We start from the raw sequence: 14,708 nt of genomic DNA, 5'->3' as shown, positions 1-14,708 counted from the left end.
GACAGCCGACGCCGACGCCGACGTGGAGGCCGAGGCTCAGAGCGGCAGGGCCAGCCCCAGCCCGTCGGGGTCGGCGGGGCCCAGCGCCAGGGCGTCGCGGACCTCGACCGGGAGCGGGCGCAGGCCGAGCAGACCCGCCGTCAGTTCGGCCGCCGCGCGGTGCCAGTCGGCCGAGCGGCGGAGCAGCGCGTGACCCGAGCCGTGCACGGTGTAGCCCGCCACCCGGGCGCCCGCCGCGCGGGCCCGGGCGGCGAACAGGCGGGTGAGCTCCGGGTCGGTGACCCGGTCGTGGTCGCCGTGCAGGGTCAGCACGTTGCGGTCCCTGAGCTGGGCCACCGGGTCGCCCACCGGGCACCACGGAGCCAGCGCGACCACACCGGTCACGCACTGGTGGCCGGCGGCCTGGAGGGCGGCCCGGCCGCCCATCGAGTGCCCGACCAGCACGGTCGGTACCGGACCGAGCTCCTCGGCCAGGTCGCAGAGCGCCGCCGCGGCGTCCCGGGCGGCGTCCGCCCGGTCGCCGTTCCAGCCCCGGTAGCGGTAGCGCACCGAGCCGACCGCGACCACGCTGCCCGCCGTCTCCCTGGCCACCGCGCGGGCGAAGCCCTGCATCCGCAGGCCCGGCAGGTTCACCGGCCCGGGCCTGCGCTCGCTGGTGACCTGGCCGCCGTGCAGCACCAGCACCGCCGCCACGGCACCCTCGGTCGCCCCGCGCCACGCCAGGGCCCGGTGCCCGGCGACCCGCACTCTGTTCATCTCCACCGACTCCAACTCTGACCACCCACCAAGGGACGGCCACTGTACGCCCGAAACACGGTGCCCCGGAGGCAGCGGTCGGACCGCCCAGCGGCGCGGTGCGGTTCGTACAGTGGTGGATGCCGGAGCCGCCGACTGAGAGGCCGTCACCATGAGCGAGAGCACCGCCCGTACCGTCCGTGCCGAGATCGGGGTGATCGGGGGCTCGGGCCTGTACGCGCTGCTGGACGACGTCACCGAGGTGACGGTGGAGACCCCGTACGGGGCGCCGAGCGACGCGGTGTTCGTCGGGGAGGTGGCCGGGCGGTCGGTGGCGTTCCTGCCCCGGCACGGCCGGGACCACGGGCTGCCGCCGCACCGGATCAACTACCGGGCCAACCTGTGGGCGCTGCACTCGCTGGGGGTGCGGCAGGTGCTCGGCCCGTGCGCGGTGGGCGGGCTGCGGGAGGAGTACGGGCCCGGGACGCTGGTGCTGCCGGACCAGTTCGTGGACCGGACCGACGGCCGGCAGCAGACCTACTACGACGGTCTGCCGCTGCCCGGAGGTGGCCGGCCCGAGGTGGTGCACGTGTCGATGGCCGACCCGTACTGCCCCGACGGGCGGCGGGTGGCGCTGGCCGCCGCGCGGGACTGCGCCTGGGAGCCGGTGGACGGCGGCACGCTGGTGGTGATCGGCGGCCCGAGGTTCTCCACCCGGGCGGAGTCGCGCTGGTTCGCCGCCAACGGCTGGTCGGTGGTCGGGATGACGGGCCATCCGGAGGCCGTGCTGGCCCGTGAACTCGGGCTCTGCTACACCTCGTTGGCCCTGGTCACCGACCTGGACGCCGGGGTGGAGAGCGGCGAGGGCGTCACCCACGCGGAGGTGCTGGAGGTGTTCGGCCGGAACGTGGACCGGCTGCGCACCGTGCTGTTCAAGGCGCTGGAGAGCCTGCCCGCGACCCGCGACTGCCTGTGCTCGCACGCCCTGGACGGTCTGGCGACCGGTCTGCCGGGCGTCTGACCGGCCGTCACCGCTGGTGCGATGGCGGCCGGTCAGACGGGACGGGCGGTCACCCGGCGAGGACGATGAGCGCCTGACGGGCGCGCCGGTCGGCACGGTCCGCGCGGTCCCTGAGCCGGAGCGCGCGCCGGATGCGGTGGTCCTCGGCCTCGCGCAGCCGGGTGTCGATGGTCGCGCGTGCTGCTTCGAGTTGGAAGGTCATGATGGTCCCCCTGTCGACGGGTGGTCCGACGACATCACCGTGATGTCAGCCCCTCGGGCCACCCTCTGTGCTTACGATTCTACACCAGATCGAGACCAACGCCTTGTAATTTCGGGCACATTCAGATGTACGCCTGTTGATCGAAGGGTGAAGTGCCGGTTTGCCCCCGGCTTCCCGAGGCCGGACCGACGACCCGGTCGGCCCCGCTGCCCGATGATGGACGAGTGCCAGAAGGAGACTCCGTCCACCGCGTCGCCGGGCAGCTGGACCGCGCGCTCACCGGTCTGCCGCTGCTCACCGCCGACCTGCGGGTGCCCGCCCACGCCACCGCCGATCTGACGGGGCGCCGGGTGCTCGGCACGATCCCGCGCGGCAAGCACCTGCTGACCAGGTTCGACGGCGGGCTGACCCTGCACACCCACCTGCGGATGGACGGCCGATGGGCGCTGTTCGGCCCGGGGGAGCGCTGGACCGGCGGTGCCGGGCACCAGATCCGCGCGGTGCTCGGGGTCGAGGGGCGGACCGCCGTCGGATACCGGCTGCCGGTGGTCCAGCTGCTCCGCACCGCCGAGGAGGACACCGTGGTCGGCCACCTCGGGCCCGACCTGCTGGGCCCGGACTGGGACCCGGCCGAGGCGGTCCGCCGACTGGCCGCCGACCCCGAACGGGCGCTCGGCGCCGCCCTGTTGGACCAGCGCAATCTGGCCGGGATCGGCAACATCTACGCCAACGAGCTGTGCTTCCTGGCCGCGCTCACGCCCTGGGCTCCGGTCGCCGACGCCCGTCCCGTACTGGACCGGCTGGCCGCCCGCGCCCACCAGCTGCTCGACGCCAACCGGGAGCGGCCGGGCCATCCGACCACCCCCGACCCCCGCCCGGGCCGGCAGCACTGGGTCTACGGCCGGGCCGGCCGCCCCTGCCTGCGCTGCGGCACACCCGTCCGCACCGCCCGGCACGACCGGGAGCGCCCCGCGTACTGGTGCCCGCGCTGCCAGCGCGGGCCTACTCCTCGATGAGGAGCCGGGGCCGGTGGACCCCCCTTCGACCGGTCAGGGTTCGATCAGGGCCGGGTGCCGGGGGTCGTCGCAGCGCACGGTGAGGTCGGCGAGCGCGCTCGGATCGGTCTCGGCCTGGTAGCGGGCGAAGGCGGGCAGCGTCCAGCGCTCCTCGGCGGCCGTGCGGCGGGCCAGCGCGGCGGGGCTCAGGGCGAGGTGCACGGTGAGCTCGAACGGCAGCCGGCGGCCGAGCAGCAGCGGGCCGTCCAGCAGCAGGACGCCGCCGGGCGGGAGTTCCAGGTACCCGGCCCGGGTGGCCCGGTCGGTGGCCGGGTCCCAGAAGGTGGGCAGGACGCGGCCGGTGCCGCCGGGCTCCAGCGGGTCGAGCACCTCGCGCAGCAGCGCGCCGTCGTCCAGCCAGCTGTCGTGGTACGCGTCGGCGTCCTGGTGGCCGTACTCCAGCCGGACCGAGGCGGGGCGCAGGAAGTCGGCCGCCGAGACCCGCAGGACGGGGCGTCCGCGCAGCCGCAGCGGTTCGACCAGGGCGTCCGCCAGCGCGCCGGGCCCGGCGGCGGGGGCGCCGTCCAGCGCCACCCTGGTCCGGCGGCCGTCGGCGGACAGGTCGGCGATCCGGTCGGCGAGCAGTTCCGCCAGCCGCTCCGGGGAGATGGGGTGCACCCGCACGGGATCGGTCTCCTGCCTCTGGTCGGTGGGTCCGTCGAAGTATGCCCCGGGCTGCTGCGAAGGGGCCGTTCGGGCCGGTGCTATCGTCGCGCCAGACCGGCGGCCGATCGGCTGACGGACCGTCATCTGCCCTGGAGGAAAAGCGCTGTGCCCATGCTGAGCCTTGCCGACGTCGACGCCCTGGCGGCCGAGGCGCACGCCGGACAGTTCGACAAGGTCGGCGCGCCGTACATCGGGCACGTCCGGGCGGTGGCGGCGGGTGTCGCCCCGTTCGGGATCGGGCTGCAGATGGCCGGACTGCTGCACGACGTCCTGGAGGACACCCCGCTGACCGCCGACGACCTGCTGCGCGCGGGGGTGCCGTTCAGCGTGGTGGCGACCGTGCGGCGGGTGACCAGACTGCCCGGGGTGGGCTACCGGGAGATGCTCCGGCAGGTGGTCACCGACCACGCGGCCACCCTGCTGAAGATCTCCGACAACGCGCACAACTCCCACCCGGACCGGGCCGCCGCGCTGGCCCCGGCCGACCGGGAGCGGCTGGCCGAGCGCTACCGCTCGGCCCGCGCGGTGCTCTGGCCCGCCGCGGCGGTGGCGGACATCCGGGCGGTGCTGTCCGTGGTCAACCCCGCGCTGCTGGCGGAGCTGGCCCCGGCGGACTGACGGGCGCAGGCTGGAGGTACCCGACCAGGAGGGAGCGCCGCCATGTCGGACATCCAGGAGCGCTTCAGCGACAAGGCCGCGACGGACCGGGAGGACGTCCGGTCAGCCGATCCGGAGGAGGGCGTCACCTCCTACCAGGTCGCCCACGCCTGGCAGGAGTCGCGGGCCGAGGGCGACCGGGAGGACGAGCCGACGGAGGACCCGCTGCGCTGACCGGTGCCCGCCGCCCCGCCGACGCGGGACAATCGCGGTATGGGAGACACGGAGAACGGCGGCGGGGACGCGGTGTGCCGGCTGGAGCAGGTCTGCCTGGAGTGCGGGCGGCTCCGCGAGGGCCCGGCCTGCGTGTGCGGGGGAGCGGCCCCGCCGGCCGCCCCCGCCCCGGGGCGGCGCCCCGGGCGGGACCGCGACGCGGCCGGCCGGGCCCGGAACGGGCGGCCGCGCGACGGCCTGGGCCGACCGCTCCCGTACGGGACCCAGGGCGCCCCGCGCCAGCCCGAGGGCGTGCAGCGCTCGGCGGGGCGGACGCTCACCGAGGCCCAGCAACTGCTGGACGCCGGAAAGCCGTTCCACGCCCACGAGGTGCTGGAGGACCGCTGGAAGGCCGCCCCGGAGCCGGAGCGCCCGCTCTGGCGCGCCCTCGCCCAGTACGCGGTCGGCCTCACCCACGCCGCCCGGGGCAACCCGACCGGCGCGGCGGCCCTGCTGGCCCGGGCGGCGGAGGGGCTGGCCCCGTTCGAGGCCGCCCCGCCGTTCGGCATCGAGGTCGCGGCCATCCGCCGCTGGGCCGCCCGACCGGCCGCCGTGTCCACCACGGTGCCCGCGCCGGAGGTCCCGGCGCTGCGGGCGCGGCGCTAGGGCCTGTCAGATCCGGTCGCCGTAGTCGGCCTCCAGCCGGTGGAGCTGCCGGGGCCCCGGGATGCCGTCGGCATCGGCGCCGGAGTCGCCGATGCTGAGCTGGTACTGACGGAAGCTCTCGGTGTCGGCCGGGCCCCAGACCGGGCCCGGGCCCTCGGCGTAGTGCGAGCAGCCGGCCGCGACCAGCAGCCGGCCGAGGGTGGTGATGTGGTCGCCGACCGCGCCGGGGCCGTACGGGCGGCCGTCGATCACCACCTGACGGGGGATCAGCGGGGCGGGCAGGTCGGACTCGTCCGCCTGCCGGCCGAAGTACCGGACGCCGGGGCGGTCGCGCCAGGCGGGGTCGGCGGCGACCAGGCCCTCGGGGAAGTCGGGGTAGCCGTAGGAGTCGACGTAGCGGGAGCGGCGCTGGTAGACCCGGCGGTAGACGCCGTCGCCGTTGGCCGAGCCGTCGTCGTTGGTGTTGCCCGCCACCACCGTGATGGTGGTGGCGGTGTACCCGAGCACCAGCCCGGTGTGCTCGCCGCCCGGGCCGTACGGGCCCTCGGGGGTGCCGAACAGCACCTGGGCGCCGATCGCGGGATAGACCGAGAGCCGGCCGCGCCGCTCGAACCAGCCCCGGGCGACCGAGCAGGAGGCGGTGTCCGGGTAGCGGCCCGCGTTGCCGCTCTCCACCGCGACGGCGGCGACGAAGTCGGCGCACCAGCTCTCGGCGGGGCGGCCCATCGCGGCCGAGAAGCGGTTCTGGTTGTCGGCGCCCTCGCGGTAGCCGAGATGGCCCCGGGCGGTCTGCAGCATGGCCCTGGCTCCGGACATGTGGTCTCCAAACGACGAGCGGGCCGTGTCCGGCCGACGCGGGTGCTGAACCGCCGTCAGCGTAGTTCTGAGCTGCGGAGGTTCCCCGGTCGATGCCGCCCCGCTCACCCGGATGGACCCGCCCCGTGCACCGGCACGCCGGGGCCCGTACGCCGGGGCGCCCGGCGCCGGTCCACCGCTCGCCGCAGGGCGGACACGTCCGGGTGAACCTGACCGGGAACGGGTTTCGGGCGCGGCCCGGGGCGGCCCCGGGGTGGTAGTCAGGAGGCGACGGTGCCGAGCGCGCCGCTCGCCCGACCGCACGCCCAGGAGGAGAAACCTTGCGCCCCACCGCCGAGAAGAGTCGGCCCGCGCCACCCGGCCCGGACGCGGAACTCCTGCTGCGGGCCTCCGTCCTGCTGGCCGAGGCCGCGCTGGAGCTGCGCCGGGCCGGGGCGGAACTCACCGCCGGGATCACCGGCCGGCGGTTCGCCCTCGACGCGGTCCGGGCGCCCGCCCCCGCCGCGGTGGCGGCCGCCTCGGTGGCGCGGACGCTGTTCAACCCGGCCGGGCTCGGCTTCGGCCCGCTCGGCGGCCCGGTCGGCGAGGCGTTCCGGTGGGCCGGGGCGCTCGCCAGGCAGCGGTCCGCCGCCGTGGCGATGGCGGCGGACGCGTTCGACCTGCGGGTCCGGGCCGCGGCGTTCGAGCATCCCAACCTGGAGTCGCCGCTGGTGGCCCGGCTGGTCGGGGCGGTGGCCGCCCGGGACCGGCCGGAGACCGTCCGGGCCTGGCGCGCCCTGGTCGAACGGCTCGGTGTCACCAGGTCGTTGACCACGCTCGGGCCGGTGGCCCAGGAGCTGCTGGCCTGGGCCGGGCTGCTCGACGAGAACCCGTTCAACGACGATGCGGCCTGGGCCGTCCTGCACGGCGAACTGCCGCCCACCGACCCGGTGTTCGGCCTCCCGTCCGGCTGGATCTCGCACCTGGAGCGCGGACCGGGCCGGGCCGAGGCGGTCGACCCCGACCCGCTGCTGGCCGAGGTGATGGCCGGCTCGGCGAACGACATCACCAGCTACCTCGACAACATGGCCGCGCTCGGCAACCACGGCGCCGCCCTGCTGCGCCGGATCAACTGCACCGACGGCGCGACCCGTTACGTCCTGCTGCTGCCCGGGCTGTCCTTCGCCAAGCTGAGCAACAACACCCCCGCCGACCTGGCCGGCGGGATCGACAACACGCTGAACACCGACACCACGTACACCCGGGCGGCCCGGCGCGCCCTGGAGTCGGCGGGCGTCCCGGTCGGCGCCGAGCTGATGATCATCGGCCACAGCCTCGGCGGCATGGCCGCGATGAACCTGGCCGCGGACCTCGGGTTCGTCACCACCTACCGGCTCACCCACGTCCTGCCGACCGGCTCGGCGATCGACGACAAACGCCCGGCCGACCCGGACACCAAGGTGATCAGCCTGGTCAACGGCTACGACATCATCACCGGCATGGACGGCCGGGGCCCGGCCTCCCCGCAGGACCTGCCGCCCGGCTGGACCGAACTGGCCTGGCTGGACGCGACGTTCGACTACCCGCTGAGCCACTCGCCGCAGGCGTACGCGATCTCGCTGCGCGGCCTCGCGGCGGCCCAGCGGGACACCGCCAACCAGCTGCTGAGCCGGTACGACGGAGAGATCGTCGGCAACCAGCTCTACCTGCTGCGTGACCACTGACCCCGGAAGGCTGCCCCAGGTGACGACGACAACCCAGAAGCCGGACCGCCCGCCCAGGCCGTCGGCGCTCTGGTCCTACGAGGGCGCCGTACTCGGCGCGCTGCTGACCGCCCGCCAACTCCCGTGGCTGGACGCACCCGCCCGGGCGCTCGGCGTCCGGCCGCTCACCCTGGACGGCCTCACCGAGCTGCTGGCCGGCCACCTGCACCGGGTCCACGCCGGACACCCGCTCCGGCTGCCGACCCCGCTCGGCAGCTACCTGGTCCCGGTCAGCGGCCCGGACGCCGCCGAGCTGCTCCGGGCGGCCGGGGCGGCCGGCGCGCTCGGCCCGGGGGAGGGCCTGGACCACGCGGGCCGTCCGCGCGGCCAACTCGCCTGCGCCGCCCCCAGCCGCCCCGTCCGGGCGCTGGGCCGGACCGCCGCCGCGGTGGCCGCCCAGGAGACCGAACGGCTGCTGGCGGAGCGCGACGCCGAGGACCTGATCACCCGTCAGGACTGGACCGACGCGGCCCAGCGGATCGCCCGTCGCGTGGTGGTGGGGGACGCGGCGGCCGAGGACACCGTGCTGAGCCGGGTGCTGGCCGCCGCTGTGGCCGCCACCGGGACCCGCCGGGAGGCCGAGTGGGCGGACGCGCTGCGCCGTCGGCTCGACCCCTACCTGCCCGGCACGGTCCGGGGCGGTCCGGACGGACCGCCGGAGTCCGCGCCGGCCCTCGAACACGCGCTGGCCGTGGTCACCGAGGCGCTCTGCCACACCGTCCCGGCCGCGCTCGCCCTGGCCGCCCTGGGCACCGAGGGTGCGGAGGAGGCCGTGCGGACCGCGCTGGACCACTGGCCGCCGATCGCCGCCAGCACCTACCGGACCACGGCGCCCTTCGACTGGCAGGGCACCGGGATCCCGGCCGGGTCCCGGCTGCTGTGCGCCTCCGCCGTACTCAACGCGCTGGCCCGGCAGCAGCCGGGCCGGACCGCGCCGTCCGGACCGCCCTCGCCGCTGTGCAGTTCACCCACCCCCTGCCCGGCCACCGCGACGGCCGTCACGGTGGCCGAGGCCGTGGTCGGAGCCGTCCTGGCGGCCGCGCGTCCCGTGCTGCTCTCCCCGGCGCTGGACCGCGACCGGCTGCCGGCCACCCTCGACCCGACGGTGCTGCGGCTGGCCTTCCACGACCCGGACCCGGTCGACGGTGTGGCCGACCCGGTCCGCGCCCGGGAGGTCAGGCACCGGCCCGGCAGCTCCCGGGTGGTGGCCCCGCAAGGGGAACCGACCGTCCACTACGTCCAGTTGGCCGCGGCCGGTGCCGCCAGGCTGGCCCGGCACGCCGAAGGGCTGACCGCCTGTGCCGAGGACGCCCGGTGGACCGGCCCGGTCGGTGAGCGGTTCCGGACGGCGCTGCTCGGTCACGCCCGCCGGTGCGCGGTCACCGCGGCCGACCTGCGGCACGCCGCCGACCGACTGGGCCGGGCCGCGGGCGGGCCCGACCGCACCTGACGGGGGGTCTCAGCCGAAGCCGCCGTGGCGGCGGCGCCCGACCCACTCGTCCAGGGTCGTCTGGATCACCGAGCGGATCTCCCCGGCGAGCGCCCCGGCCTGCTCCCGCAGGGCCCGGGCGCCGTTCGCCGGGGAGGTCGGGATCGGCTCGCCGAACACCAGCGTCACCTTGGCGGGCAGCGGCAGCAGCCCGGCGAGGCCGAGCAGCGGCAGGGTGGGGGTGACCGGCATGTACGGCAGGTCGAGCAGGCGGGCCAGCGGCTTGCAGTTGGCCAGCACCGGGTACGCCTCCTCGGTGCCGATCACGGTGACCGGCACGATCGGCACCCCGGCGGCCATCGCCACGGCGGCGAACCCGCCCCGGCCGAAGTCCTGCACCCGGTACCGGTTGGCCCAGCCCTTGCCCAGCCCGTGGACGCCCTCGGGGTAGGTCAGCACCAGCTGACCCCCGGTCAGCAGCCGCCTGGTGCCGGCCGGGTCGGTCGCCCAGACCTGGCCGGAGCGGCGGGCCTGCTCGCCCAGTACCGGCACCTTGAACAGCAGCTCGTCGGCGATCGCGTGCACCGTCCGCCCCCGTGGGTGGTGCTGCCGGACGGCGGTGACGATCAGCACCGAGTCGAGCGGGATCATCCCGGCGTGGTTGGCCGCGAGCAGCGCCCCGCCCTCGTCCGGCAGGTTCTCCAGGCCGACCAGCTCGACCCGGAAGTAGTACCGGGACAGCAGTCTGACGGCGCTGTCGACCAGCTGCCAGGCGGGGTGCTGGGCGGTGCTCTGCATGGGTGGGTCTCCCGGTGCGGGTCAGGGCGAGGTGAAGGCGAGGACCGCGTTGTGCCCGGCGAAGCCCAGCGACTGACTGAGCGCCAGCTCGATCCGCTGCGGCCGGGCCCGGCCGGTCACCACGTCCAGGTCGATCTCCGGGTCCAGCCGTTCGAGGTTGGCGGTCGGCGGCACCAGGCCGTCCCGGATGGCCAGCACGGTGCAGGCCGCCTCGATCGCGCCCGCGGCGCCCAGCGGGTGGCCGGTCACGCCCTTGACCGAGGTGACGCTCGGGGTGGACCGGACGGCGGACCGGATCGCCAGGGCCTCGGTGCCGTCGTTCAGCCGGGTGCCGGTGCCGTGCGCGTTGACGTGGTCCACCTCGCCCGCCGAGGCCCCGGCGTCGGCCAGCGCCCGGCGGATCGCGGCGGTCGCCATGGTGGCCGCCGGGTCGGGCGCGGCCACGTGGTACGCGTCGTTGGTCGCGCCGAACCCCGCCACGGCGGCCAGCGGCCGGGCCCGCCGGCTCCGGGCGTGCTCCTCGGCCTCCAGCACCAGCACGGCGGCTCCCTCGCCCAGCACGAAGCCGTCCCGGTCGGCGTCGAACGGCCGGGACGCCCCGGCCGGGTCCCCGTTCCGACGGGACAGCGCCCCCATCCGGGCGAAGCCGGTGCTGATCAACGGGGTCAGGGACGCCTCGCAGCCGCCGGCCAGCACCAGGTCGCAGGCCCCGGTGGCGATCAGCAGCCGGGCCTGGCCGATCGCACTGGTGCCCGAGGCGCAGGCGGTGCAGACCACGTGGGTCGGCCCGTGCACGCCGAACTCGATGGCGATCGGCGCGATCACCCCGGTCGGCAGCGCCATCGGCAGGAAGTACGGGCTGACCTTGGCCGGCCCGAGATCCAGCAGCCGCCGGTGCTGGGTCTCCAGGGTGTTGGCGCCCCACCCGCCGACGCCGAGCACCAGGCCCACCCGGGTGCCGTCCCAGTCCCGGTGGTCCAGCCCGGCCTTGGCGACCGCCTCGCGGGCCGCCGCCAGGGCGAACTGGGAGACCCGGTCGAGCCGGTGGGCCGGCCCGGCGCCGAGCAGGGCCTCCGGGTCGAACCCCGGCACCCGGCAGGAGATCCCGACCGGGGAGCCCGCCAGTTCGGGATCGGCCTTCGCGGTGGGCCGGCCCGCGCAGATCCCGGCCCAGCTCGCCTCGGCCCCCACCCCGGCCGGCGTCACCATCCCGACGCCGGTCACCACGGCCCGGATCAACCGGACACCCGCGCCAGGCCGGACGGTGACGGGGCGTCAGCCAGGTCGGCGCCCGTCTCGTCACCCGGCGCGGCACCGGCCAGCCGGGCGGCCAGTTCGGCCAGCGGCACCCCCGCCAGGTCGTACGGCGCGGTGTCGTCGGTGCCGAACTCCTCGGCGGCCAGCAGCACGAACTCCTCCGCCGCCAGCGAGTCCAACTCGAGCTCGGCGATGGTGACTTCGGGGGAGACCAGGGCGAAGTCCACCTCCAGCGGACCGATCAGGAGACGGACCAGCCGGGAGTACGGGTCGTTCGGGGCAGTCATCGGAGTCCTCCGTGCGGGGATAAGCGGACGACCTCGCCCCGGGACGGGGCGGGACGCGGGGCGGGAAGTCGGCGGACCACCGGCAGGCCGACCGGTTCGGTGAAGCTCGGTCCGGTGCGGCGGCGCAGCGGGCCGCTCGGCCGCAGGTCCGGCAGGTGCGCGGCGAAGTGCTCCAGGAAGACCTCCGCCTGGGCCCGGGCCAGCGCCGCGCCGGGGCAGAAGTGGCCGCCGTGGCCGAACGGGAAGCCGGGCCGGTGGTCCCGGCCCGGGGCGAACACGTCCGGATCGGGGTAGTGGGCCGGGTCGCGGTGGGCGGCACCGATCATCAGGTGCAGCACCGTTCCTGCCGGGATTTCCAGGCCCGCGACCGTGGTGCGACGGGCGGCCCGCCGGGTGGCCAGCTTCACCGGCGGGTCCCAGCGCAGGGTCTCCTCGATCAGCGCCGCCCGGTGCCCGGGGGCGGTCGCGGCCGCCAGGTCGTCGGGGGCGGTCCTGAGCAGGCGGTCGCAGAGGTTGCCGAGCAGATGGGTACTGGTGATCAGGCCGGCCGCGACCAGCGCGAACAGCTGGCCGGTGTCGAACGGTCCGACGCCGGGGGCCGGTTCCCGGCTGTCGGCCGACTCACCGAAGTAGCGCAGCAGTTCGCCGGCCGCCCGGTCGGCGGCCCGGAGCTCGTCCAGCGGGCGGCGGATCTCGCCGCCGGTGGACAGCACGGCGGCCAGTTCGGCCAGCCAGGCGGCGTCGCGCCCGGGGAACCCGGCCAGCCGGCACAGCACCGCCGCGGGCAGCGGCCGGCAGAGGTCGCCGATCAGGTCCGCCGCCCCGTCCTGACGCAGCGTCCGGGCGAAGTCGTCGACGGCGGCCGCGACCCGGGCCCGGATCGGACCGTCCAGGGCCGCCACCGAGCGGGCGGTGAAGGCCGCCACCACCGGGCGTCGGTTGACCGGGTGTTCGGGCGGGTTCTGCATCAGCAGCGAGTCGCAGAGCGCCGCGGTGGCGGGGCTGTCCCGCCAGCCCGGCGTCCGGCCGTCCCGCCAGGAGGAGTCGAGCATCACCAGCGCCGGGTCGACCAGCGCCCGCCGGACGTCCGCGTACCCGGGCACCACCTGCGCGCCCCAGGGCGTGCGGACCAGCGGCCCGGCCGCCCGCAGCCCGGCGTACACCGCGCCGATCGCCTCGGGGTCCGTGGTCCCCAACCAGGCCCGGACCAGTTCCCGGGCACGCGTGCTCGACACCTGAATGACTCGTTTCGCTTGGACCGACCGGCACGTGGTGGGCGGCCAGACCGACTCTGCGCGGGCACCACGGCGAAAGTCCAATCACCGTCACAAGATCCGATGTGTCATCGGTACCAGCCGAACTGATGGCTGGCGAGCTGCCGAACTGCCTTGCCCCCGAGGCGGGTTGCTACGTGGACGGACTGTCCTCGGGCTCCGGCGCGACTGGTCTGTACCGCCAGGGGGCGGGCGGTGCGCATCCGGTGCACTGACGATCGGTCGGTTCGCCGGGACGACGACGGCGCCGCACCCCCGGAGCGGGGGTGCGGCGCCGTCGTCGGAGACTCAGCAGCGGCCGAACGTCTCGCACTCCTCCCAGCGGGTGGCCGGGACCTCGGCCGGGGCGTCGTGCAGCGCCGGGGCGTTGAACGACTTCAGGCCGGGAGCGGCCGGGGCGGCGGGAGCCGGCGGCGTGACCGCCGGGCCGGTGGCCAGCCGCACCGCGATGGCGTCCAGGACGCTGCGCGGGCGGGCCCCCGGGAAGTTGTTGACCAGGACCGAGAAGGCCAGCCGACGGCCGTCGGGTGCGGTGGCGTAGCCGACCAGGTTGTCGACGCCGCCCATCGAGCCGCTCTTGGCGTGCACGTTGTTCTCGGCGGCGGTGCCGCGCATCCGGGCGGCCAGGGTGCCGCCGACCAGCGGCGCGGGGTTGCCCGCCACCGGGAGGGCGTCGTACCAGGTCTTGAACCACGGCTTGTTCGGGGCGAGCTTCAGCAGGGCGGTCAGCTTGGAGGCGCTGACCAGGTCGTACCGGGACAGGCCGGAGCCGTCCACCTGACGGCCGGTCGGCTGCTCCAGGCCGTTGGTCTTGAGGAAGCCGTTCACCTGGGTGACGCCGGCGCTCCAGCTACCCTGGTTGCCCTTGACCTTGCCGATCTCCTTGAGCAGGTGCTCGGCGATGCCGTTGTTGCTGAGCTTGAGCATCGGCACCAGCAGCTCACCGAGCGGCCGGGAGGCGTGGCCGACCAGGGTCTGCGAGGTCTCGGTGCCGGTGGCAGCCTTGGCCGGACGCAGCACCCGGACGCCGTGCTTGGCCAGCGCGCCGGCGAACACCTCGCCGGTGTAGGTGGTCGGGTCCTCCACCGTGGCGAAGGAGGTGACCGGCGCGGAGCCGACGGCCAGACTGCCGGTCAGCGTCAGCTCGTTGACGCCCCGTCGGCGCTCGACGCCGCTGGTGTTGCCGCTGCCGGCCGCACCGGTGGTGATCTGCCCGGCGAACTTCACCGGCGCCTCGGCCGGGAAAAGGGTCACGGTGGCGGGCTGGCCCGCGGTGGCGGCCGGGGTGACGGTCACCTTGACGGTGTCCATCGAGTACTCGGCGTCCGGGGCGACGGTGAGCCCGGAGATCTGCGGGCTGTAGGAGTACGCCTCGTCGTCCCAGGCCCAGCCGGGCCCGAGCGGGACGGAGTCGTACCGGCTGCCGTCGGCGAGCACCCGGCCGGTGACGGTGGTGATGCCGGCCGCGGCCACCTGGGCGGCCAGGTCGTCCAGGTCCTTGGGCTGCAGGCTCGGGTCGCCGCCGCCGCGCAGGATCAGGTCGCCGTTGAGGACCGAGCTGTAGCGGCTGCCGGTGGTGCGGACCTCGGTGGTGAAGACGTGGTTCTCGCCGAGCAGCTCCAGGGCGGCGGCGGAGGTGATGGTCTTCAGGGTGGAGGCCGGGGTGAGCAGCGCGTCCGCCTGGTGCTGGTAGACCACCTGACCGGTGCTGGTGTCCACCACCTGCACGCCCGCCTGGGCGGTGGCCAGCCGGGGGTCGGCCAGGATCGCGTCCAGGTCGGCGATCAGCTTCGGGTCGGCCGGGGTGGAGGTGTCGGCCTGCGCGACGCCCGCGAGCAGCGAGGCGGCGATGGCGACGGCGGCGAAGGGCAGGACACGGCGGCGATGGGTGCTCGCGGGCAGCAAGAGTGCTCCTGGGCAGTCTCGGGTACGACGAGGCGCACGACAAAC

16 protein-coding genes are annotated in these 14,708 nt (G+C 75.9%); 7 read left to right on the top strand and 9 right to left on the bottom strand.

Annotated features, from left to right (window positions below; translation table 11 throughout):
- Positions 1-36 precede the first annotated feature (36 nt).
- The gene (locus OHV05_RS02845) at positions 37-756 is read right to left on the bottom strand and encodes an alpha/beta fold hydrolase (protein ID WP_405016158.1); all 720 of its coding nucleotides are present in this window, start codon (positions 754-756) and stop codon (positions 37-39) included.
- A gap of 151 nt (positions 757-907) precedes the next feature.
- Between OHV05_RS02845 and OHV05_RS02840 the strand changes: the two genes are divergently transcribed.
- On the top strand, positions 908-1,756 hold the full coding sequence (locus tag OHV05_RS02840) for an S-methyl-5'-thioadenosine phosphorylase (RefSeq protein ID WP_405016157.1): 849 nt from the start codon (positions 908-910) through the stop codon (positions 1,754-1,756).
- 49 nt (positions 1,757-1,805) lie between these two features.
- On the opposite strand, the gene OHV05_RS02835 is transcribed toward OHV05_RS02840, so the two are convergent.
- The gene (locus OHV05_RS02835; protein ID WP_405016156.1) at positions 1,806-1,958 is read right to left on the bottom strand and encodes a hypothetical protein; all 153 of its coding nucleotides are present in this window, start codon (positions 1,956-1,958) and stop codon (positions 1,806-1,808) included.
- Positions 1,959-2,182: 224 nt separating this feature from the next.
- On the opposite strand from OHV05_RS02835, the gene OHV05_RS02830 reads away from it, so the two are divergent.
- Positions 2,183-2,974 (top strand): DNA-formamidopyrimidine glycosylase family protein, encoded by a 792-nt coding sequence (locus OHV05_RS02830; RefSeq protein WP_405016155.1) that lies wholly within the window; start codon positions 2,183-2,185, stop codon positions 2,972-2,974.
- Between the two features lie 33 nt (positions 2,975-3,007).
- On the opposite strand, the gene OHV05_RS02825 is transcribed toward OHV05_RS02830, so the two are convergent.
- A complete protein-coding gene (locus OHV05_RS02825; protein ID WP_405016154.1) occupies positions 3,008-3,637 on the bottom strand; it encodes a uridine kinase in 630 nt (209 codons plus the stop codon).
- Positions 3,638-3,790: 153 nt separating this feature from the next.
- Between OHV05_RS02825 and OHV05_RS02820 the strand changes: the two genes are divergently transcribed.
- From OHV05_RS02820 to OHV05_RS02810, 3 genes are read left to right on the top strand one after another with little or no spacing between them, the layout of a single operon-like run.
- On the top strand, positions 3,791-4,297 hold the full coding sequence (locus OHV05_RS02820) for a phosphohydrolase (protein WP_405021377.1): 507 nt from the start codon (positions 3,791-3,793) through the stop codon (positions 4,295-4,297).
- A gap of 42 nt (positions 4,298-4,339) precedes the next feature.
- Positions 4,340-4,510 (top strand): hypothetical protein, encoded by a 171-nt coding sequence (locus OHV05_RS02815; RefSeq protein WP_405016153.1) that lies wholly within the window; start codon positions 4,340-4,342, stop codon positions 4,508-4,510.
- Between the two features lie 39 nt (positions 4,511-4,549).
- Positions 4,550-5,155 carry a DUF309 domain-containing protein gene (locus tag OHV05_RS02810; protein ID WP_405016152.1) on the top strand — a complete coding sequence of 202 codons (606 nt, stop codon included), beginning with the start codon at positions 4,550-4,552 and terminating at the stop codon, positions 5,153-5,155.
- Positions 5,156-5,161: 6 nt separating this feature from the next.
- On the opposite strand, the gene OHV05_RS02805 is transcribed toward OHV05_RS02810, so the two are convergent.
- The gene (locus OHV05_RS02805) at positions 5,162-5,971 is read right to left on the bottom strand and encodes a peptidoglycan-binding protein (protein ID WP_405016151.1); all 810 of its coding nucleotides are present in this window, start codon (positions 5,969-5,971) and stop codon (positions 5,162-5,164) included.
- A gap of 320 nt (positions 5,972-6,291) precedes the next feature.
- On the opposite strand from OHV05_RS02805, the gene OHV05_RS02800 reads away from it, so the two are divergent.
- Together OHV05_RS02800 and OHV05_RS02795 are read left to right on the top strand one after the other, a co-directional pair.
- Positions 6,292-7,674: a hypothetical protein gene (locus OHV05_RS02800; RefSeq protein ID WP_405016150.1), complete on the top strand. Its 1,383-nt coding sequence runs from the start codon at positions 6,292-6,294 to the stop codon at positions 7,672-7,674.
- A 19-nt stretch (positions 7,675-7,693) separates the two neighbouring features.
- Complete coding sequence (locus OHV05_RS02795) at positions 7,694-9,163, top strand: hypothetical protein (RefSeq protein WP_405016149.1); 1,470 nt, start codon at positions 7,694-7,696, stop codon at positions 9,161-9,163.
- Positions 9,164-9,172: 9 nt separating this feature from the next.
- Here OHV05_RS02795 and OHV05_RS02790 read toward each other — a convergent pair whose 3' ends face one another.
- The 5 genes from OHV05_RS02790 to dacB form a co-directional block, all read right to left on the bottom strand.
- Positions 9,173-9,940: a lysophospholipid acyltransferase family protein gene (locus tag OHV05_RS02790; protein ID WP_405016148.1), complete on the bottom strand. Its 768-nt coding sequence runs from the start codon at positions 9,938-9,940 to the stop codon at positions 9,173-9,175.
- Between the two features lie 21 nt (positions 9,941-9,961).
- A complete protein-coding gene (locus OHV05_RS02785; RefSeq protein WP_405016147.1) occupies positions 9,962-11,179 on the bottom strand; it encodes a beta-ketoacyl-[acyl-carrier-protein] synthase family protein in 1,218 nt (405 codons plus the stop codon).
- Positions 11,176-11,484 carry a hypothetical protein gene (locus OHV05_RS02780; RefSeq protein WP_405016146.1) on the bottom strand — a complete coding sequence of 103 codons (309 nt, stop codon included), beginning with the start codon at positions 11,482-11,484 and terminating at the stop codon, positions 11,176-11,178. The genes OHV05_RS02785 and OHV05_RS02780 overlap by 4 nt, the downstream gene beginning before the upstream one ends.
- On the bottom strand, positions 11,481-12,719 hold the full coding sequence (locus tag OHV05_RS02775) for a cytochrome P450 (RefSeq protein ID WP_405016145.1): 1,239 nt from the start codon (positions 12,717-12,719) through the stop codon (positions 11,481-11,483). Before OHV05_RS02775 ends, OHV05_RS02780 begins: the two co-directional genes overlap by 4 nt.
- Positions 12,720-13,046: 327 nt before the next feature.
- Positions 13,047-14,663 (bottom strand): D-alanyl-D-alanine carboxypeptidase/D-alanyl-D-alanine-endopeptidase, encoded by a 1,617-nt coding sequence (dacB, locus tag OHV05_RS02770; RefSeq protein WP_405016144.1) that lies wholly within the window; start codon positions 14,661-14,663, stop codon positions 13,047-13,049.
- Positions 14,664-14,708 lie beyond the last annotated feature (45 nt).

Source organism: Kitasatospora sp. NBC_00070 (assembly GCF_045041205.1).
In the GTDB taxonomy this organism is placed as follows: Bacteria; Actinomycetota; Actinomycetes; order Streptomycetales; family Streptomycetaceae; genus Kitasatospora.
This window is presented reverse-complemented; position numbering and strand designations above follow the sequence as displayed.

Coding starts and splice junctions, on each gene's coding strand:
- OHV05_RS02840 (WP_405016157.1), top strand. CDS start 908: ATGAGCGAGAGCACCGCCCGTACCGTCCGTGCCGAGATCGGGGTGATC.
- OHV05_RS02835 (WP_405016156.1), bottom strand. CDS start 1,958: ATGACCTTCCAACTCGAAGCAGCACGCGCGACCATCGACACCCGGCTG.
- OHV05_RS02790 (WP_405016148.1), bottom strand. CDS start 9,940: ATGCAGAGCACCGCCCAGCACCCCGCCTGGCAGCTGGTCGACAGCGCC.
- OHV05_RS02845 (WP_405016158.1), bottom strand. CDS start 756: ATGAACAGAGTGCGGGTCGCCGGGCACCGGGCCCTGGCGTGGCGCGGG.
- OHV05_RS02780 (WP_405016146.1), bottom strand. CDS start 11,484: ATGACTGCCCCGAACGACCCGTACTCCCGGCTGGTCCGTCTCCTGATC.
- OHV05_RS02815 (WP_405016153.1), top strand. CDS start 4,340: ATGTCGGACATCCAGGAGCGCTTCAGCGACAAGGCCGCGACGGACCGG.
- OHV05_RS02820 (WP_405021377.1), top strand. CDS start 3,791: ATGCTGAGCCTTGCCGACGTCGACGCCCTGGCGGCCGAGGCGCACGCC.
- OHV05_RS02810 (WP_405016152.1), top strand. CDS start 4,550: ATGGGAGACACGGAGAACGGCGGCGGGGACGCGGTGTGCCGGCTGGAG.
- OHV05_RS02805 (WP_405016151.1), bottom strand. CDS start 5,971: ATGTCCGGAGCCAGGGCCATGCTGCAGACCGCCCGGGGCCATCTCGGC.